This window comes from Vagococcus bubulae, assembly GCF_003950315.1.
Classification (GTDB): Bacteria; Bacillota; Bacilli; order Lactobacillales; family Vagococcaceae; genus Vagococcus; species Vagococcus bubulae.
The window spans coordinates 182258-202872 of the sequence record NZ_NGJT01000002.1 but is presented as its reverse complement, the minus strand read 5'-3'; the positions used below and the strand labels follow the sequence as shown (position 1 = coordinate 202872).

The 20615-nt window shown below is 33.2% G+C and carries 22 protein-coding genes and 1 tRNA gene; 4 read left to right on the top strand and 19 right to left on the bottom strand.

The annotated features are described in order from the left end of the window. Nucleotides 1-68: 68 nt before the first annotated feature. The 7 genes from CBF36_RS02060 to CBF36_RS02030 form a co-directional block, all read right to left on the bottom strand. The gene (locus tag CBF36_RS02060) at nucleotides 69-401 is read right to left on the bottom strand and encodes a YlbG family protein (RefSeq protein WP_125956178.1); all 333 of its coding nucleotides are present in this window, start codon (nucleotides 399-401) and stop codon (nucleotides 69-71) included. Beyond that, nucleotides 388-819, bottom strand: a complete 432-nt coding sequence (locus tag CBF36_RS02055) for a YlbF/YmcA family competence regulator (protein ID WP_125956176.1) — start codon at nucleotides 817-819, stop codon at nucleotides 388-390. The genes CBF36_RS02060 and CBF36_RS02055 overlap by 14 nt, the downstream gene beginning before the upstream one ends. Next, nucleotides 816-1961 carry a CAP-associated domain-containing protein gene (locus CBF36_RS02050; protein WP_125956170.1) on the bottom strand — a complete coding sequence of 382 codons (1146 nt, stop codon included), beginning with the start codon at nucleotides 1959-1961 and terminating at the stop codon, nucleotides 816-818. Before CBF36_RS02050 ends, CBF36_RS02055 begins: the two co-directional genes overlap by 4 nt. Before the next feature lie 25 nt (nucleotides 1962-1986). After that, nucleotides 1987-5415, bottom strand: coding sequence for a pyruvate carboxylase (locus CBF36_RS02045; RefSeq protein WP_125956169.1), 3429 nt, complete (start codon nucleotides 5413-5415; stop codon nucleotides 1987-1989). Nucleotides 5416-5439: 24 nt separating this feature from the next. Next, a complete protein-coding gene (locus CBF36_RS02040) occupies nucleotides 5440-6639 on the bottom strand; it encodes an FtsW/RodA/SpoVE family cell cycle protein (protein WP_125956167.1) in 1200 nt (399 codons plus the stop codon). 23 nt (nucleotides 6640-6662) lie between these two features. After that, complete coding sequence (locus tag CBF36_RS02035) at nucleotides 6663-6950, bottom strand: DUF1507 family protein (protein ID WP_125956165.1); 288 nt, start codon at nucleotides 6948-6950, stop codon at nucleotides 6663-6665. Nucleotides 6951-7079: 129 nt separating this feature from the next. Beyond that, a complete protein-coding gene (locus CBF36_RS02030; protein WP_125956163.1) occupies nucleotides 7080-7691 on the bottom strand; it encodes a superoxide dismutase in 612 nt (203 codons plus the stop codon). Nucleotides 7692-7864: 173 nt separating this feature from the next. On the opposite strand from CBF36_RS02030, the gene CBF36_RS02025 reads away from it, so the two are divergent. After that, complete coding sequence (locus tag CBF36_RS02025; RefSeq protein ID WP_125956161.1) at nucleotides 7865-8662, top strand: DUF1189 domain-containing protein; 798 nt, start codon at nucleotides 7865-7867, stop codon at nucleotides 8660-8662. A gap of 98 nt (nucleotides 8663-8760) precedes the next feature. Here CBF36_RS02025 and relB read toward each other — a convergent pair whose 3' ends face one another. The 8 genes from relB to mltG form a co-directional block, all read right to left on the bottom strand. Further along, nucleotides 8761-8985, bottom strand: coding sequence for a type II toxin-antitoxin system RelB family antitoxin (gene relB, locus CBF36_RS02020; protein ID WP_125956160.1), 225 nt, complete (start codon nucleotides 8983-8985; stop codon nucleotides 8761-8763). 116 nt (nucleotides 8986-9101) lie between these two features. After that, nucleotides 9102-9389 carry a HesB/YadR/YfhF family protein gene (locus CBF36_RS02015; RefSeq protein ID WP_125956158.1) on the bottom strand — a complete coding sequence of 96 codons (288 nt, stop codon included), beginning with the start codon at nucleotides 9387-9389 and terminating at the stop codon, nucleotides 9102-9104. Nucleotides 9390-9468: 79 nt separating this feature from the next. Next, nucleotides 9469-10131: a potassium channel family protein gene (locus CBF36_RS02010; protein WP_125956156.1), complete on the bottom strand. Its 663-nt coding sequence runs from the start codon at nucleotides 10129-10131 to the stop codon at nucleotides 9469-9471. 25 nt (nucleotides 10132-10156) lie between these two features. Beyond that, nucleotides 10157-10789, bottom strand: a complete 633-nt coding sequence (locus tag CBF36_RS02005; RefSeq protein ID WP_125956154.1) for a response regulator transcription factor — start codon at nucleotides 10787-10789, stop codon at nucleotides 10157-10159. Next, entirely contained in the window at nucleotides 10782-11858 is a 1077-nt protein-coding gene (locus tag CBF36_RS02000; protein WP_125956153.1) for a sensor histidine kinase, read from the bottom strand. Before CBF36_RS02000 ends, CBF36_RS02005 begins: the two co-directional genes overlap by 8 nt. After that, a complete protein-coding gene (gene liaF, locus CBF36_RS01995) occupies nucleotides 11855-12586 on the bottom strand; it encodes a cell wall-active antibiotics response protein LiaF (protein ID WP_125956151.1) in 732 nt (243 codons plus the stop codon). The genes CBF36_RS02000 and liaF overlap by 4 nt, the downstream gene beginning before the upstream one ends. A gap of 137 nt (nucleotides 12587-12723) precedes the next feature. After that, nucleotides 12724-13197: a transcription elongation factor GreA gene (gene greA, locus CBF36_RS01990; protein ID WP_125956149.1), complete on the bottom strand. Its 474-nt coding sequence runs from the start codon at nucleotides 13195-13197 to the stop codon at nucleotides 12724-12726. 171 nt (nucleotides 13198-13368) lie between these two features. Then, entirely contained in the window at nucleotides 13369-14670 is a 1302-nt protein-coding gene (gene mltG, locus CBF36_RS01985; RefSeq protein ID WP_243637952.1) for an endolytic transglycosylase MltG, read from the bottom strand. Nucleotides 14671-14849: 179 nt separating this feature from the next. Between mltG and CBF36_RS01980 the strand changes: the two genes are divergently transcribed. Continuing rightward, nucleotides 14850-15173, top strand: a complete 324-nt coding sequence (locus tag CBF36_RS01980) for a zinc ribbon domain-containing protein YjdM (protein WP_270279536.1) — start codon at nucleotides 14850-14852, stop codon at nucleotides 15171-15173. 43 nt (nucleotides 15174-15216) lie between these two features. Here the strand turns inward: CBF36_RS01980 and CBF36_RS01975 are convergent. Then, nucleotides 15217-15289 (bottom strand) — tRNA-Thr (locus CBF36_RS01975). Between the two features lie 175 nt (nucleotides 15290-15464). On the opposite strand from CBF36_RS01975, the gene CBF36_RS01970 reads away from it, so the two are divergent. Beyond that, entirely contained in the window at nucleotides 15465-15995 is a 531-nt protein-coding gene (locus tag CBF36_RS01970) for a P-loop NTPase family protein (RefSeq protein WP_125956145.1), read from the top strand. 34 nt (nucleotides 15996-16029) lie between these two features. On the opposite strand, the gene CBF36_RS01965 is transcribed toward CBF36_RS01970, so the two are convergent. Then, nucleotides 16030-16542: an adenine phosphoribosyltransferase gene (locus CBF36_RS01965; protein ID WP_125956144.1), complete on the bottom strand. Its 513-nt coding sequence runs from the start codon at nucleotides 16540-16542 to the stop codon at nucleotides 16030-16032. Continuing rightward, the gene (gene recJ, locus CBF36_RS01960; protein ID WP_463673926.1) at nucleotides 16539-18788 is read right to left on the bottom strand and encodes a single-stranded-DNA-specific exonuclease RecJ; all 2250 of its coding nucleotides are present in this window, start codon (nucleotides 18786-18788) and stop codon (nucleotides 16539-16541) included. Before recJ ends, CBF36_RS01965 begins: the two co-directional genes overlap by 4 nt. A gap of 198 nt (nucleotides 18789-18986) precedes the next feature. Here recJ and CBF36_RS01955 point away from each other — a divergent pair, with 198 nt between their 5' ends. Then, nucleotides 18987-19874: a polysaccharide deacetylase family protein gene (locus CBF36_RS01955; protein WP_125956140.1), complete on the top strand. Its 888-nt coding sequence runs from the start codon at nucleotides 18987-18989 to the stop codon at nucleotides 19872-19874. A 141-nt stretch (nucleotides 19875-20015) separates the two neighbouring features. Here the strand turns inward: CBF36_RS01955 and CBF36_RS01950 are convergent, their stop codons facing one another. After that, nucleotides 20016-20552, bottom strand: coding sequence for a biotin transporter BioY (locus CBF36_RS01950; RefSeq protein WP_207854434.1), 537 nt, complete (start codon nucleotides 20550-20552; stop codon nucleotides 20016-20018). Nucleotides 20553-20615: the final 63 nt, after the last annotated feature.

The following is a 20615-nucleotide window of genomic DNA, read 5'->3' as shown; positions in this document are numbered from 1 at the left end:
TTATTTCTTCCTTTCTATCCATAAATCTTTAGATAAAAAAAGTATTTGTCTTTCGCCAGACAAATACTTTAATCATCAAATTCTGCTAAGCGAATTTCTGTTTTTTGCTCTTCAAAATCTAACGGTTCATCATGACAGTCTTGATTTCCTAATCTATTAGTAAAGTTCATGTTAATATCTGGTCTAAAAGACTGATCCACACTTCTAACAAAAAATTGCTTGTTTAATTTTTCGATTGTTTCTTCAACAACCTCTTCATCTACATATAAAACCACATATTTCATTTTTTTTGATACATAATAAACATAACCAAATCGCTTTAGATTTCTTAATTGCTTTAAACTATAGACCCAAACGATTAAACCTCGTCTTGGCGTTAATTCTAATTCATTTGTTAACATGACATGTCCCTCCACATCCTTTTTTAGCAAATTCAAAAAAGGGATTTCCTGCATCAACTTTTATTGTGTCAGATATTGCTTGTGCGATATCTAGACTAATATAGTCTAACACATTTTGAACGGTTGTTTCATTTACTTTAAACGCTGCAACTAATTCATTTACATCTAGTGCTCGTTTTGCTTTTCTCAAAGCACGTCTTGTTTCCTTAAAATCAGGGGCATACTTCCCATAAGGTTCTATTTTTTCAAATGCTTCTTTTTTAGTTAAAAAATCTGACACTAAATCAGATACCTCGCTACTTTTTTCAATCGTTTGATAGGATTGAATGTAATCTGTCACTATTTGACTATTCAATACATCTTTTGCTAATTGACTGACTTTATCTTCTAAATCAAATAATTCATCATTATAAATCATTTATTATCACTACTTTCAGTGGTTAGTGAAGTATTTACTGCCTTTTGATTAAATAAGACCAATACTTGATTTTTATTAAAGGCGATTCCTATATACTCATCTTTTGCATCTTTTATTTCTCGTTGATCAAATCGATTAACAAACCAATTGGACACAATAAATGGCACATCACCCATACTCTGGACAAATAAACCATGGGTGTTTTTATCAATAGGCTTTCCTAATTTTAACAAACGTTCCATCTCTTCATCAACTAAAATAAAACGATCACTTGGATTACTTGAATCCACTTTTTCTTGCCATTGTTCTAATCGGTCCTCTTTTTTTATGACTGATTTAGGCTCTTTATTAAATCCTTCTAACGCTTTTTTACTTTCCAATGTCAACTCAGTATCAAGTTTGTAAGGTTTTCGATTAATTCTTTCACGCATTACATTTAAAATGGTAAATAGTTGCTCTGTGTTCGCTTGATTAAATTGATTCCACTGCTCATCTGTTAACTCAACTGGTTTAACAGGTGTTTCTTCATTTAATTGATAGGGAATCATCTCGACCAACGTGTTCTTTCCAACATAACGAATACCCAATAATTTTCCGGTATCGTAATTAAAATGTAATAAAGCAAACGTTCCATTGTCAAATGAAACTAGCGGACGATAATTCATATCATCTTCTGTCAGTTCTATTTCATATTTTTTATCATGATAATCAAATTCAAAATTTGGATAAATCGTTGTAATTTCAGATACATCACCTAATGTCATGTCCACATTAAAAGGAGCAATGTCAACCTCTGTCCCTAAGACAAATATACTGGACACTTTGTCATCGGTTAATTCCACTTGATAATAATTTTTAGCATTATCTCCGTAAACCAACCATTTTCTATTAACTCCTACTACCCATTCTTTTTTTGGATTGGACATTTTTTCTTTTAATTGTGTTTCCGACAAGCCAATCATAGTTGACATACCTGTAGCATTTAATTCATTTTGTTGTGTAGCTTTTGTTTGAGGTTTTATCTCATTAACAACTAATTCATCTACAGGTTTTGGAGATTTTTGTGACAAGACGACTGGTTTCATATAAAAAAATGTCAGAACAATCAGAAATACTAAAAGAAATTCTCCTATACGACGCATCTTGTCACCTCTCCCACCTTGATTATTAAATCGTTAATTCAACTAACAAATCGCCTGCTTGAATTGGTTCTTCATCTGATACAAGCACACGTTTTACAATACCATTACGTTTAGCGTAAATGGTTGTTTCCATTTTCATTGCTTCAGTAATCATAATTGGATCTCCTTTTTGCAATGAATCTCCTGGTGCCACTAACACTTTTAAGACAGAACCTGGCATAGTTGCGGCAACATGCGCATCATTTGTTGGTTCAGCTTTTTCTTTTACCATGACTGTTGATTTAATATTACTATCTTTAATGACAATCTCACGACGTTGACCATTTAAATTAAAGAATAACACACGGTTTCCTTCAAGGTTTGGTTCCCCAATCTCGTCTAGTGTAATGATTAAAGTCTTACCTTTTTCGATACGAACTTCAACCGTTTCACCGACGCGCATTCCTTGGAAGAAGGTTGGCGTATCAAGTAATTCAATATCTCCATAAGCATTATACATTTTCATGTAATCTAAAAATACTTGAGGATACATGATATAACTAATCACTTCTTTGTCTGTTGGCTCACGGTCAATTTTAGTTGCTAATTCTGATTTTACTTTATCAAAATCAACCGGTTCTGCTAAACTACCAGGACGAACTTCGATTGATGGTCGACCATTTAAAATAGTTTCTTTTAATTTTTTAGGGAAACCACCAGTTGGTTGACCTAAATCGCCTTGGAAGAAACTAATCACTGATTCAGGGAAGTTTAACTCACTTCCTCTTTCTTCTATGTCTTCTTCTGCTAAATTATTTTGAACCATAAACAGTGCCATATCACCCACAACTTTTGAAGATGGGGTTACTTTAACAATATCTCCAAATAAATAATTAACGCGTTCATACATTTTCTTGATTTCTTCCCAGCGATCGCCAAGTCCAACTGCTTTAGCTTGTTGCTGTAAGTTAGAGTATTGACCACCTGGCATTTCATGTTGATAGACTTCTGTTTGTGGCGCATTAATGCCATTACCAAATGGCGCATAAAATGCTCGTACATCTTCCCAATAGTGATTAATTTTTTGAACAGACTCAATGTTAACATCTAAATCGCGATCACCATTTTCTAACGCGTAGTATAAACTACTCATGCTTGGTTGACTTGTTGAACCACTCATTGCACTCATTGCCACATCCACAATATCCACTCCAGCTTTAGCTGCTGCAGAATACGTGATGATTCCATTACCTGCTGTATCATGTGTATGTAAGTGAATTGGAACATCAACAGTTGCTTTTAATTCAGAAATCAAATGATACGCCGCTTGTGGTTGCAATAACCCCGCCATGTCTTTAATGGCAATAATATGAGCACCCATATTTTCTAAATCACGTGCCATTTGTTTGTAATAAGCCATGTTGTATTTTGGTCGACTTGGATCTAATACATCTCCTGTATAACAAATTGCCGCTTCTGCAATCTTATCAGCATCTCTTACATACTGAATGCTTTTTTCCATCTGTGGTAACCAGTTTAGGCTATCAAAGATACGGAATACATCAATGCCTTCTCTAGCTGCAACCGTAATAAATTCTTTAATCACATTATCTGGATAATTTTGATACCCAACAGCATTTGATCCTCTAAATAGCATTTGGAATAAGGTATTTGGCATTAACTTACGTAATTTTTTCAGACGCACCCATGGGTCTTCATTTAAGAAACGATAAGCCACATCAAATGTCGCACCACCCCACATCTCAAGTGAGAATAGCTCTGGAACAAGTTCACCTGTTTCTTTTGCAATACGTTTTAAATCGTTTGTTCTAACACGTGTTGCTAGTAAACTTTGATGTGCATCTCTAAAGGTTGTATCCGTCACTAAAACAGACGATTGATTTTTCACCCAATCAACCACAGCATCAGGACCTTTAGCATCTAAAATCATTTTCGGTGTTTCGATTTTTTTGCCTGCTGTTGTGATGATTTCAGGAATTCTCGGAGAAGAATGATATTTTTTCTCATGTTTCCCAATGCCTGGGAACCCATTGACTGTCACTTCTCCAATATATTTCATGGTTTTATTTCCACGGTCACGTAGTTTAGGGAAATTAAATAATTCATCCGTTGTATCAATAAAAGTTGTCGTTGCTTCACCACTTGTAAACACTGGATGAGATAGCACATTATAAAGAAACGGAATATTGGTTTTAACGCCACGAATCCTAAATTCTTTTAAGGCACGTAACATTTTTTGGACAGTTTGTTCAAACGTAATACCATGTGTACAAACTTTCACTAATAATGAATCAAAAAATGGCGTGACCATTGCACCTGCAAAAGCATTCCCTACGTCTAGACGAATACCATAGCCACCTGGAGAACGGTATGTATCAATTTTACCAATATCAGGTAAAAAGTTATTCAATGGGTCTTCTGTTGTAATTCGACATTGAATTGCATATCCGTGAATATGAATATCTTTTTGCTCTGGTAAGCCAATTTCTTTATGTAAATCTTTTCCCATCGCAATTTGTAATTGACTTGTCACGATATCAACATCAGTAATTAACTCTGTTATAGTGTGTTCTACTTGGACACGTGGGTTCACTTCAATAAAATAGAAGCTATCTTTATCAACTAAAAATTCTACTGTCCCAGCATTAATATAACCAACGTGTGACATTAATTTTACTGCTGCTTGACAAATTTCTTCACGTTTTTCATCCGACATAGACACACAAGGTGCAACCTCAACTACTTTTTGATGACGTCGTTGAACAGAGCAGTCACGTTCAAAGAGATGGATAACATTTCCATGTTCATCTCCTAAAATCTGTACTTCAATATGTTTTGGATTCACAATGTATTTTTCAACATAAATTTCATCACTACCAAATGCAGCTTTAGCTTCACTTTTAGCACGTTCATACCCATCGCGTGCTTCTTCGTTATTATGAGCCACACGCATACCACGTCCGCCTCCACCTAAAGCGGCTTTAATCATAATTGGGTAACCAAATTCTTCACCAAATGCGACAACATCATCCACTCCACTGACAGGTCCATCTGTTCCTGGAATAGAAGAAATGCCTGCTTCTTGTGCAGCAAGTTTTGCTTTAATTTTATCTCCAAAAATATCTAAGTGATGTAAACTTGGTCCAATAAATTTGATTCCTTCTTCTTCACAACGTCTAGCAAAATGAATATTTTCAGATAGAAATCCATATCCCGGATGGATAGCATCTGCTCCACATTTTTTTGCGATACGAATGATATCTTCTATATCTAAATAAGCATCAATTGGTTTTTTTCCTTTTCCAACTAAGTATGCCTCATCCGCTTTAAAACGATGAATCGAACGATCATCCTCTGTTGCATATACTGCTACTGTTTGTAAGTTTAACTCCGTACACGCTCGAAACACTCTGATCGCTATTTCCCCGCGGTTAGCTACTAATACTTTCTTCATATTTACATCCCCCACATTTTTTTATTAATCATTTAACATTAATAGCAAACGAGTATCATCATACTCATTTCCTTCATATTTTTTACGTTTTTCATCCGCACTAATATTTAGTGCAAAGCCAACACCAATTGATAAAGTGACTAGACTTGATCCCCCTTGACTCAAGAAAGGAAACGTCACACCTGTCAATGGAATTATTCCTGTAATGCCACCTAAATTGACAAATACTTGGATTAACATCATTCCTGCAATCCCTATACACATCAACGAATTAAAACTATCCGTTGAGCGAATACCAATGGCAAAAATTCTTAAAATCAAAAAGAATAATAACACCAGTAAAATCAATGAAATAATTAACCCCAGTTCTTCAACGACAATTGAAAACATAAAATCTGTCTGCGCATTCGTTAAAAAGCCCTTTTTTTGAATACTCTTACCAAGACCTAGACCAAACCAGCCACCATTATTCATAGCAAAATAAGAATTAATCATTTGATGACCGTCACCTAATGGGTCCTCAAATGGATTGGTAAAAGTTTTAAATCGTTTGTACACATACATCATACGTTTTGGAAATAACACCCCACCAAATAAAGCCACAAACTGAATCAAAAGTGTCGATATAACCACGCCTCCGCCAATTGCTACCAAACTATACAAGTAAGGAATACCACTAGCTAAAGTCATAACTAATGTAATTAAAATCAAAATAGCCGCTCCACCTGTATCTGGTTGAATTAAGACCAAAAAGATTAATAACGCAATTAGTATCATTGGTTTTAAAATAGCCTCTTTAAAATGAGATAAAATCATGTCTTGACGTCTAGACAAGATATATGCCAAATACCAAATGATAATAATTTTTAAAAATTCAACAGGTTGTAGTGTAATGGAACCGATTTTTAACCACCCATCAGCTCCACCACCTTTAACCCCTAAACTGGTAAACTTAGTTAATACAAGCAAAGCACCGATTGTAATAATAGCTGTCATTATAAACTGTTTATTCTGAAACACTTGTGTTTTCATTTTATAAATAAAGAAAATAGCAATTAAACCCACAATAAAAAATCCACCTTGTTTGATTGCTTCCAAAGGTAAACCTTGTGAGTTAACAGAACTAGCGCTATATACCATTAATATCCCAACAACTGATAATATCAAATAAGGGACTAAAATGAGATAGTCTAGAAAAACCTTTTTATTTATTTTTTTATGCACCGATCAAACAACCCCCAAATCCCTTAACTTTCTGACTCTTTTACTTCTTGATATACCGTATTATAAACTCTATTTAACTCTTTTTCTAATTCGATAACCATATCAAGCCCTTCTTGTCTGTCAATTAAACCAATGGATTGAGCGAATTCTACTTGTTTTGAAAAGCCAAACATTTGTGTATCAACGACTTCTTCAAAGGCTTTACATTGGGCAATGCATTGATGATTTCTTTGGTTCGTTAATAAGTGTTTGATTTTATCAGCCTCATGTTTTAGTGCACTTAATACCGATTCTTTAGATAGTTCTAACATACGGACTTGCCCTCCCTTTTATTTTCGTTCATTATACCACATTCTTTTCATTCATATGTTTAACTTTTATAGGATACATTCGAATTTTTACCAAAAAAAAAGGAAAGCGTTTTGCTCTCCTTAAAATAATTATTTTTGAACTGCTTTATAACGGTTGTTTACTTCATCCCAGTTAATCACATTGAAAAATGCTTTCACATAGTCAGGGCGAACGTTGCTATATTTTTTGTAGTAAGCATGTTCCCAAACATCTATACCTAATAAAGGAGTCTTTCCTTCAGTTAATGGAGAATCTTGATTTGGTGTTGACATAATTTCTAATTTTCCGTCATTATCAACTAACCATGCCCAGCCTGAACCAAAACGACCAGTTGCAGCTGCTAAGAATTGATCTTTAAAGTTATCATAGCTACCAAATGCACTTTCAATGGCACCTTTGATTGCTCCAGTAGGTTCTCCACCACCATTAGGTCCCATAATTTCCCAGAAGAATGCGTGGTTTGCGTGTCCACCACCATTGTTTCTAACAGCCATACGGATATCTTCAGGGACATCGTTTAAATTAGTAATCAATTCCTCGATTGATTGTTCACCCAATTCTGGATGTTTTTCAATTGCCGCATTTAAATTAGTTACATATGTGTTGTGATGTTTATCATGATGTAGTTTCATTGTTAATTCATCAATATGTGGTTCTAACGCATCATAAGCATATGGTAAATCTGGTAAAGTATAAGTCATAATAATAAAGCCCCCTAAATTTTTTGATAATTATGAACAATCTCAATATACCATTGAAACAATAGAAAAAGCAAAAAATAAAACTGAAAACTCGTAATTTCTGCTTTCTTGTATTCATTAAGTAAAAGCGTTACAATGAATAGTAATTCAATTTATATTGTAAAGGAGTAATTATGCGAACAATCGACTTAATCAAAGCTAGTTTTAAGCAACCTACTTTGTTGTTAGAAGGTAGAAATAAAAAAGGATTTCATGTTTTCTTATATCTATTGTTGCTAGCTATTGTACTTTCTCTTCCTGTTATTTATCAGGCAACTTTAATCACAAGAACCATACAAGATGATGGAGAAAAAATCATTCAAAAACTTCCTGATTTTTCTATTGAAGATAACACATTAGTAACAAAAGAAAAAACAGATGGCTTTATCTACCAAACAGACTCAATTATTTTTACCTTTGATCCAACTGACAAGAGAACAAAAAAAGAAATCGAATCAGATGCAACCAGTAATGTGTTAGTTGTTGGATTATTAAAAAAAGAAATTATCATGATTTTACCTAGAATTGGAACAACAACAGATATTATGGATAACAATGTCCTTAGCATTCCATACTCAATGTACCAAGCAAACGGATTAAACAAGCAAGTACTAGAACAACTTTTAACTAGTAATAGTAGTCAATCAATGTGGTTTAGTGTGATTTTCTTTGTGACATGGTTTATGGTTTTCTTTAATCTATTTGTTGATATTGTCATCCTTGCCTTTTTCGCCAATCTATTTACGAAATTTAGATTAATTGGTTTTAGATACAAAGATGTCTTTAAAATTATTGTGTATGCGGCAACTTTACCAAGTATTTTAACAGCCATTCTTCAATTTATTTGGCCGGCGATTTCTTTTGGTTCTGTTGGTGTGGCACTAACTTTACTAATCTATTTCAACGCTTTACCAAAACGAATAAAAAAATAGAAAGATGATTGTCTAATCTTTCTATTTATGACATTTAGCCATCAGAAAATTGATGGCTTTTTCGTTTATTTTTATAATAGATGACACGCTTTGTTCTATCAATCAAAACCTAATTCTTTTTTTACTTCATCAAATGTATAGCTAACAGAATGGTTACGATATTCTTCCATTGCTTTATTGTACATTTGAAAGTCTAATTCATCTTCTATCTTCTCTAAAACGGATTCTTTAAATAAATCTTCTATACTAATGTCATGACGTATTGAATATGAACGAATAAGCTGAGCTTCTTCTTTTGATACGTTAATAAAAAAACCAGACATCTTTTACTCTCCTTTTGATTAACAAAGTAACATAACACATTATGTCTATAATAATAAAAAAGAGAGAAATAAACTTCCACTCTCTTTTAAAACAATATTGTTCCTAAATGTTTTATCTAGGCATATGTAAAGTTAGGCTCATTTAATGTATTATCCATACCCACAGTCAGTGTATAATCAGTGAAAAACCAATCATCTGCTTGTTCTGTAAAATAGGTGATACCATCAATCAGTGTAGTTGTTAATGGGTTTTCTGGCTCAACTAGTTGAATACCAGTTGAAAAACCTACATGGACATTAGTACTGCCACCGTATTTACCAAAAATACGGACAAAATCACCAGATTTCAGTCCAAGTTCTTCCACAAACCACTTGTGGGCGTCATCAGTTACTATAAGTTTCATTTTATCTTCCTCCAACTATTCGGATGTCGCACTTATTGTAACATAAACATTAAAAAGCTTTTAATTTCATGCTCATTTGTTATTTCATTTTAGCATCTAGGTAATCCACATCATCATTATGCCCTACCACCAGCAGAACATCTCCTTCTAAAATTACCTGTTCAGCAGGAGGTGAAACAATCAAATCATTTTTTCCTCGGCGAATAGCCACAATCGTCACATTGTAATGTTTTCTAAAATTAATTTCTTGAATGGTCTTATTGAAAAATTGTTTATAATTAACACGAATTTCTGCTAAAGAATAATCATCTGATAGTTCAATAAAATCAATCATATTATTAGAAGTTAGTTTATGTCCCAATCGAAATCCCATATCACGCTCAGGATGGACCACTAAATCAGCTCCAACTTTTTCTAATACACGTCCATGATACTCATTTTGGGCTTTAGCTGTAATATGTGGGACTCCCATTTCTTTTGCCATCAATGTCACTAAAATACTTGCCTGAATGTCTTCACCAATCGTTACGATGACATGATCAAAATTTCTTAATCCTAACGAACGTAAGGTTGCTTCATCTTGTGCATTCGCTAAAACCGTGTGTGTCGCAATGTTCATGTACTCATTAACACGATCTTCGCAATTATCAATTGCTAATACTTCTTGGTTTGATTCCACTAATTCCTTACAAACACTTCCACCAAAACGCCCTAATCCGATAACTGCAAATGTTTTTCTCATGTTTTTTGTCTCCTTAATGACTTAGTTATTTTACAATACCATGTTTAAACGCATAGATGGCTGCCTGTGTTCTATCGTCCACATCTAATTTTGATAAAATATTTGATACGTGTGTTTTGACTGTTTTTAATGTAATAAATAATTCGTCTGCTATTTCTTGGTTACTTTTTCCCTCAGAGATTAATAGTAAGATTTCCTTCTCCCGATTAGTTAAATCCTCATGTAAGACATGTACTTTTGGTTTAGATAATCGTTCCATCATTTTGCTTGTCACTTCAGGTTCTAGCACTTTTTCTCCATTATGAGCTGATCTGATAGCATTGGCAATATCTTTAGCTGATGAGGTTTTTAATAAATAACCAGCAGCTCCTGCTTCAATAGCAGGGTAAACTTTTTCATCGTCAATAAAGCTCGTCACAATGATAACTCTTGCTTCAGGCCACTCTGATAAGATTTTTTTTGTTGCTTCAATTCCATCCATTACTTCCATGACTAAATCCATTAAAATAACGTCTGGTCTTGTCTCTAATGCTTTTTCATAACCAATCAAACCATTTTCTGCTTCTCCTACTACCTCAATATCAGGCTGAATGGATAAATAAGATGATACGCCTAAACGAACCATCTCATGATCATCTACTAACAGAACTCTAATCATCACGTTCCTCCTTTAAAATAGGGACTTTAATTTCAATACTGGTTCCTTGTCCTTTAAAACTTACTATGCGACATGTTCCTCCCATACCTTGAACACGTTCACGAATATTTTGTAAGCCATAACTACCTACTTTTTCTTCCTTGACATCAAATCCAACTCCATCATCTACCAATCTCAATAAAACCATTTGATCGATTTTTTTTAAATAGACTTCTAATAAATTGGCTTTAGCATGACGTAAGGTATTAGATAACAACTCTTGTGTAATTCTAAATAAATTATCTTCTATTGAACTTTGCAGTGACACATCTTCTATTTGCCACTTCAACTCTATATTAATCTTCGTTTGTAATTCTTTCAACAACATTTCGATTCCTTGTTGCAAGGTTTTCTCTTCTAAATTAATTGGTCTTAAATGCAATAATAACGCACGCATTTCTGACTGAGATGTATTGATAATCGATGCGACAACTTGTAGTTGAGTTTCGATAATATCTGGAACGTCCATCTCTTCCACCACTTCATTTAAAGCAGATAACATCATCGTTGCAGCAAATAACTGCTGACTCACAGAATCGTGTAATTCTCTAGCAATTCGCTGACGTTCTGACTTAATGATATCCTCTTTCGACTCACCATTCACCTGTTTGGGAATGGCACTCAACTCTTGTAATTCTTTTGACATGGATAACATTTTTGAACGAACATTTTGAACATCTTGCTCCAATTCATCAATCAAGCCATCTTCTTGATATTTTTTCTCTTTATTTGAAAAAATACTATGATCATAGTTACCAACACTTAAAAAATGCAATTGTTCTTCAATTTTTCCATATGTGTGTCGGTTAACTAAATACAAAATTGAAAAGACGATGCCACTAACTGCTATTGCTATTAACACAATATAAACAATAATCGGCACTTTAAATAGACGCGTTGTAATTAATTCAAGCATCCATTTACGTTGATTATTCGCATAAAAATACGTGTAAAGCGTCACTATTAGCACAATAAAGGTTAATAAAAACGTATAAAAAAAGATAAGAGGGCGACTCTTTTTAGACATCATACACGAATCACCTCTAAATCCCCAAATAATGTGTTCGTAATCACTTTTAAGCGCCTTGTAGATTCATCATAATCTTCACTATATAACTTAAGGGATTCATTATTTAAATGATAGACTTCTTGATCAAAATGAACGGCTCCACGCATACTAGAGTGCTCTAACATCACACCGATACCTGTTGGAACTAAAATACGTGTTCGTCCAAAACCTTTTCTAATCATCACGACATTATCTTCTTTTGGAAGTAACGTGTTACCTAAATCAATAATCGTATCACCAATCACAACAGAAAAATTAATGTCATCCCATTCATAAGTATCACTACCTAAGCGTTGACTACCAATCCAAGGTCGTTTAAATCGTTTACCCGATCGAACATTACGACTCGTCGTTTGAATCATTTTAATCTGTTTTTTCTTCCAAGGAGCAAAATTAAATAACCTAACTTCTGATACTTCTCCCATAACAAGACCAAAATAAATAATAGCTAGTACTAAAGCCAACCAAATCGCTGGACTACTCAGTAAACACAGAATCATCATAATGACTGAAGCAATTAATTGAAATTGATTAAAAGACGTTTTTCTTTTTTTCTTTACAGCATAAAATAAATTAATTAACGCAAACGTTAAAAAAATAATAGCAGGAATGTTTCCTAACATCTGATAAAGAGCCCACAATAATAGTAGTGACTCAATCACAATAAATACTCTCCATGAGCTACGCATAATAAACCGGCTCCTTTTATTTTTCTTTTCATTTATTATAACGTTTCTTAAATAAGACACACAACTTCAAAAGATTGAAACTTTACTAAGACTTAAGTCCTAGACTCAAAAGAAAAAGTTATGCTAAAGCATAACTTTTAAGAAATTTTTTGTATTTTAACATCCATGCTTCCGCCTGGTGTTTCAATTTTTACTGTTTCATTTAATTTATGTCCTAATAACGCTTTAGCAATCGGAGAATCATTTGAAATTTTACCTTCAAAAGGATCTGCTTCTGCACTACCAACAATTGTGTATTCTTCTTCTTCACCATCTGGTAATTCAATGAATGTAACTGTTCGACCTAAAGATACTGTATCTTTGTCAGCACTATTATTATCAATAATTTGCGCAAAACGAATCATATTTTCTAATGTTGTGATACGTCCTTCTACAAATGCTTGCTCATCTTTAGCTGATTCATACTCAGAGTTTTCAGATAAATCTCCAAAGCTTCTGGCAATTTTAATGCGTTCAACAATCTCTTTACGTTTGACTGTTTTTAACATTTCTAATTCTTCTTCTAATTTTAGTTTACCTTCTAAAGTCATAGGATAGACTTTTTCCATAATACTCTCACTTCTCCTTAACTAATTTATATCAGTTTATTTTCTAATAAAGGAATAGCTTTCCTGATAATACTGTATCAGAAAAGCTTACCCTATTTAATATACACAACACAATACCACGTTGTTTGAAAAATGTAAACTCTTTATTTTATGAAACTTTTAATATCATAAAAATTAATTATTTTTATCATCAATATACTCTTTTTTATTCGCTAAATGTTCATCATATGTTTTAGCGTAGTAGACTTTACCTGTTGATACATCAGCTAAGAAATATAAGGCATCTGTTGCTTCTGGATTAAGAACTGACTCAATAGCCTGCTGACTTGGGTTATTAAATGGCCCAGGTCCTGTTCCTTTATTAATATACAAATTATACGGAGAATCAATTTGTGTATCTTTTTCTGATAAGTGAACTTTGTGTTCATCCATTGCATATAGAATAGAAATATCAGACTGGATTGGCATATCAATCGCTAATCGATTTAAAAAGACTTGTGCAATTTTACGTCGATCTTCAGGTGTCACACCTTCTTTTTCAACTAGGGAAGCAAGTGTTAAAACTTCTTGCACGGACATTTTCTTCTCTTTAATTTGATCATAATAGGGTGCTAAGACTTGATTGGTTTTATCCACCATCTGAGTCACCATATCTTTAATTGGTACATCTTTATAATAATAATATGTTGCTGGATACAAGTAGCCTTCTAAACGATATCTGACATCTTTGGCTTCTTTTGCACTGGATAATAACTCAGGATATTTTTCTGCTAATTCATTAAAGAAATCCTCATCTTTCATGACCTTTAAGAAATCATCTTTGGGTAATTTCGTTTCTTTACTAAATAGTTCAGCAATTTGATCCACAGAATAACCTTCTGGAATCGTAATTTTAGCATCTGCTAGCGAAACCGGTTCATCTGTTCCACCTTCTTCTAAACTATCTGTAATAGCTTCTAGTGTCATACTTGGTGACATTTGATAGTATCCTGCTTGGAAATTTGCTTTATTATTCATTTTGACATAGTAGGAGAAAACTAAACCACTTTTAATGATTTTATTTTTTTCTAATATCTGCCCAATTTGCTTACTACTACTTCCCTGTGGAATCTCAACTTGTACCAATTTTTGATTATGACTATCTAATGGTTTTAGACTAGACGTAAAATATTGATACGCATAAAATCCCGCAATAGATAAGGTTAAAATAAGAACAGCTACAATGATTAACACGATTTTCCTTACCATATTATTCTCTTTTTTACGGCCTTTATAACTCTGTTGTTCTTGTCGTCTACTCATACTTTTTTCTGTGTGACGTTTATATGTGTCTTTCGTAGCGTCTTTTTTTGTATGTTTGGTTGGTTCTTCTTTTTCTGTATTCTCAGACTGCATCGAGTCAAGAACATAGTTTTTCAAATCTTTTCCTGTTTTATGTTCTTCTTCACGATTAAAGTCATCATTTCTATCAGTCAAAAAAGGAGCCTCCTTTTATTTAAATTTGCTCCTACCATTATACATGATTATGTTAAAAATCCAAATACCTTATTATATTTAAACACGAATATTTAACTTTTTAAAAGTGTCTTTCTTTTTTAAAACAAATAAGATACAATAAAATAAATTGTCGAAAGGAGGGTAAGACAGTGGAAACATTGCCAAATTGCCCAGAATGCCAATCATCTTACACCTATGAAGATGGATTAATGTATATTTGTCCAGAGTGTGCTCATGAATGGTCTAAAGAAACGGAAGAAGTAACAGAAACAATCAAAACAGATGCTTTTGGTAACCCATTAGCCGATGGTGATTCAGTGACAGTCATTAAAGACTTAAAAGTAAAAGGTGCTAGTCAACCCATTAAACAAGGGACTAAAGTGAAAAATATTCGTTTAGTAGAAGGCGACCATGATATTGACTGTAAAGTAGATGGTTTTGGACCAATGAAATTAAAATCAGAATTTGTTAAAAAACTATAAAAAATATCACTAGGAAATCATCCTAGTGATATTTTTCTTTATAAGCCACCTGTCGGACTTGAACCGACGACCCCCACCTTACCATGGTGGTGCTCTACCAGCTGAGCTAAGGCGGCAATTAAATTACACTCCATATCATACCGATGATACTAAAAATTGTCAATACGTAAATAATTATTATTAAATGAAACTTATTCCTAATTCTTTCTTTTTATTCCTTTATTTTATTGAAAAAGCCTCCTATTTATTGTACGATATGTAGAGAATGATTGACTGGAGAATAAAAATAGGATGAAAATACGAATTATAGGGTATGCTGGAAGCGGTAAGACATCTCTGACTATAAGACTCCAGCAAAAATATAATATACAAGGAATTTCTTTAGATGATTACTTAAAAACAAAAGATAAAACTCAACGCCATATTCAACTCAATGATCGTTTATCAGAACTATCTAGTTGGATTGTTGAAGGAGTACAAGTTAGTCACTGGACTGAGAAAACGACAAAAGATGCTGATTTAATTATTATTTTAGATTATCCTGTTTCACTCACACAATATCGTGTCACAAAACGCGCCTTTTCACAATGCTGTGAGCCTAAAAAAACATTTGGTCAACGAAAAAAAATCATCAAACGAATGTTTAAACTTTACAAATGGAATCATCGATTTAAAAAACGATTGCCAGATATCAAGCAAACTCTATATACTAACAACACTAAATTACTCATTTTAGAATCCCCTGAAGATGAAAAACGTATCCATAAAGAAATCAAAAAAAGTATTAAAACAACCAATAGAAAAAAAAGCGGCAGGAAATAATTTTCTTGTCGCTTTTTTTATTATCATCTAGTTTTTAAAAATCCATCAAGGCTAAGATATCATAGCCTTCAATTTTTTCTCTACCATTTAACTCGTTTAATTCTACTAAGAAAGCACATCCAACTACTTCTCCACCTAATTGCTCAACTAATTCAATTGTGGCTGCTATCGTACCACCTGTTGCCAATAAATCATCACAGATAATCACTTTTTGACCAGGTTTAATCGCATCTTTATGAAGTGTTAGTGTTGCTTTACCATATTCTAAACCATAGTCTACTTCAATGGTTTCACGAGGTAATTTTCCTTTTTTACGAGCTGGTGCAAACCCTATGCCTAGTTCATAAGCAACTGGGCAACCAATAATAAAACCACGAGCTTCTGGTCCAACAACCATTTCAGCTCCACGCTCTTTAGCATATTTTACAATTTGATTTGTGGCTTCTTGATAAGCTGCTCCGTCTCCCATTAACGGTGAAATATCTCTAAAGATAACACCTTCTTGAGGGTAATTAGGGATACTAGCAATATAATCTTTTAAGTTCATCTGTCTTCCTCCTGTTGCGATATCCAATGACGAATATCTGCTACATTACTATATAAAAATAGTTTTTCCATGTCAATTTTATGTAAGTAGGCTTGATAAACGTCACTTTCTTCTAAAGCTTTAGCACTAGGATTGGCAACTTTACTCATCAAACCATCTTCTATTGTAACAAATCCTAAATCAAAAAACACTTTTATGATAAAAATTAAATGATTTTTAGATATTTGTAGATAATTGGATAACTCTGTTAATTTATAACGCACATCTAGACTTCCTTGCGTTTGAACCAATTTAAATACTTTACTAAACTGTTCTCGTGTTGGAACGCCTGATAAATAATGTTCTGTCGAGACATTTATCCACAAGTATAAACGATGAATGTCACACAGTGAAACTAAAGATGAAACTACTTCTAAATCATAAGGACAATCAACAAACACCATTTCTTTAATTTGTGTTAAAGCCTCAATATCTTCTTTAGTTTTAACATGATACAAACATTCTGTTGGTATATTAGCTGCAGATGTTTCATCATTAAAAATGACGTAGGTAGGATTAATTGATAGCTGAGCAAAATCATTGTTTTTTCCACCACGCATATCAAAAATTTGGATGCCTGATACCTGATAATCTTCCATCATTAATTGAGCTTTCCTAAATCCATTCCACTCATTAATAGATAACTTTCCTACTACATCAACCGATTCACCTGTCACTAGTTCATCTATTGCATCCCCTTTTCCAAATGCAATACAATCAATTTGACTAGTAGTTTGAACTAATTGTCCCTTTAGATGATTGTTATCTGCCCCGATTTTTTTCATTCCATCCACTTGATTTTTTTCAAATAAAAAATGTGGTGATGGGTTATCTGTTCCAAAAGGAGATAACTTAGTTAATTCCTCAATCAGTTCAACTGAAATATCTGAGAGTTCAAGTCTCGCATCAATGGTTAAAGTTTCTTTGGTTTCTTCCGTTATTAAAGGAGACACAATCTTAATCAAATCATTCTTAATTTCATCTAATTTATCCGACTCAAATGATAGCCCTGCTGCCATATGGTGCCCACCAAAAGACACAAATTGTTCTTTTATTTGTGATAAAACTTGAAATAAATCAATGTTAGCAATACTTCTTCCAGATCCTTTTAATAATTGTGTATCATCATTTTTCGTTAAAACAATGGTTGGTCGTTGTGTTTGTCTGACAATATGGCTTGCAACAATACCTAATACCCCTTCATGCCACTCTTCTTTATACAAAACATAGATAGGCAACTCGCCCATAGCGTCAACCATTTCTAAAGCATCTTTTGTAATAGTTTTAACTAAAGCTTGACGTTCAGCATTGGTTTCTTGAATATCTGTTGCAATACACATTGCCTCTTCATCATCAAATGTTGTCATTAACTCTACAGCTGGCATAGCACTTTTTAATCGTCCCATTGCATTTAATCTAGGGGCAATGCCAAATCCAATCGTTTCTTCATTTGCATTGGCTAAATCTAAGCTCCCAATTTCTGCTAAAGCATGCAAGCCAACTCGCTCAGTTTGTTTTAATATTTTCAATCCTGAACTAACTAATATTCTATTTTCTCCAGTTAAAGAAACTAAATCAGCTACTGTTCCAATAGCTACTAAATCTAAGCTTTCCATAGGGATTTCACCTAAAAGGGCTGTTGCAACTTTAAATGCTACACCAACTCCTGCTAAATCTTTAAATGGATACTCTCCCAACGGATGTCTCGGGTGAATAATTGCATATGCTTCAGGTAATTCAGCTGGCAACTCATGATGATCTGTGACAATCACATCTACTCCTTGCTCTTTTGCAAACATCAACGCTTCATGGCCACTCACACCATTATCGACTGTCACAATTAAATTAATTCCTTGATTAATATAATATTGATAGACTTCTGTATTAGGTCCATATCCATCAACAAATCGATCGGGTAAATAATACTCTACTTCTCCACCAATCAATTCAATAGCTTCTTTTAACACAGTTGTACTGGTAATACCATCTGCATCATAATCACCATATATTAAGATTTTTTCGCCTTGTTCGATAGCTTGTTGAATACGACTAACCGCTTTGTCCATATCGTATAACAAAAAAGGATCATGCGTAGCTGCCAATGTAGGGGTCAAAAAAGATTGTGCTTCTTCTAAAGTTGCTACACCACGTTTTACTAATAATTCACTAATAATTGGAGATAATTTATTTTCTTTAAACACTTCAATAAGTTGTTGTTGTTCTTCAGATAATGATTGCTCTTCCCATTTAAATTGAGATTGTTTCACCCAAACACTTCCATTCTATTTTATCTATTAATTCTGCTTAACTCATCTTAAACAGTTTAACATAGCTCAATTCTTTCAACAAATACTTGCCAATCTAAAGAGGGCTTTGATACTATAGACAAGACAAGGAGGCAACAAATGAAGAAAAAAATACTATGGTTTTTAGTTATCCTATTATCTGTTGAACTTATTATTTTGGGTGTAAAATTATTTCAACCACATAATCAACTAAAGACTACTAAAACAACCGCATCATCTAGTTTAGTTGATGTAGCGAGCCAAGAAACAACTCAAACATCTGAAAAGAAAAAATATTCTAATGACATTGATACGTCTAATTGGATAACCAGCGACACAGCTATTTCTTTTCCAATTTTAATGTATCATAGTTTAACTAAAAGTGATGATGGTAATACCTTGAAACTCCCACCTGAGGAATTTAAACAGCATATGGAATGGTTGAAAGAACATGATTATTATACGTTAACTCCTGAAGAAGCCTACATTGTATTAACAGAAAATAAAAAGCCAAAAGAAAATATCGTTTGGGTTACTTTAGATGATGGTTACTTAAATAATTTTACTGAAGGATTTCCAATATTAGAAGATTTAAAAATGAATGCGACTATTAATTACATCACCTCAAAACTAGATAATCAATATTATTTTCATGAAGACGATATGAAAAAAATGATTGACAGTGGCTTTGTTTCAATCGAAAGTCATACTGTGAGCCATTTGGATTTAAACACATTAAGTGATGAACAAATTCATACAGAGCTAGCAGATTCTAAAACTTGGATGGACACTACTTTAAATCAGAATACATCAGTCGTGTGTTATCCAGCTGGTCGATATGATGAACAAGTTGAAAAAGAAGCAGAAAATGTGGGATATAAATTAGCACTGACTACCGAACCTGGATATGCTAGTAAGAATGATGGCTTATTTGCTTTAAAACGTGTTAGAATTTCTCCCGGATATGACAAAGAAGCCTTTGGAAACTACCTACTATCAGCTCAATAACACAAAAAAAGACTGACCAAAAAGTGATTTTTTAAATAAAAATCACTCAACTAACAAAATAGAAATCCCATGAAATCAACGTTGGAATTAACGGATTTCATGGGATTTTTTCTATTTTAAGGCTTTTTAATCAGCTTTTTTCTATACTAATACTTTATTTTTTACTAATGGTCTCAATTTTTGTGATATTAAACCAATGACTACAACTTTTATAATAGTCGTTGGAATAAATGGTAACACTGTTGCTGTAAAAGCCACAGATAAGCTACTTCCCGTAACAAAATGAAACACAATAAAGCCTACTAAGAAATTAATCATAGCTCCTAAAAATAATCCTATATATAGGAACACAATATTCTCACGTTCTGCAAACCAACCTGCAATATATGCCATAATTGGAAAACTTAAAATAAAACCTCCTGTTGGACCAAATACAATAGCAGCTCCTCCAGAAAATCCTGCAAAAACAGGCAAACCAATTAATCCTAACAAAACATATAATATTGTGGACATAGTGCCTGATTTTTTTCCAAGTAATACGCCTGTTAACGGAATAATAAATGTTTGTAACGTCATTGGGACACCATACGGCATTGGAATACTAATTTGTGATAAGACAACTATCACAGCAGTAAATAAAGCAATTTTTGTTAAATCAGATGTTTTAAATTTTGTCATCATTTCTCCCCTTTTCTTTTTTTATTATAACAAAAAGAAAAGGTTAGTCAACTAAAAAAAATA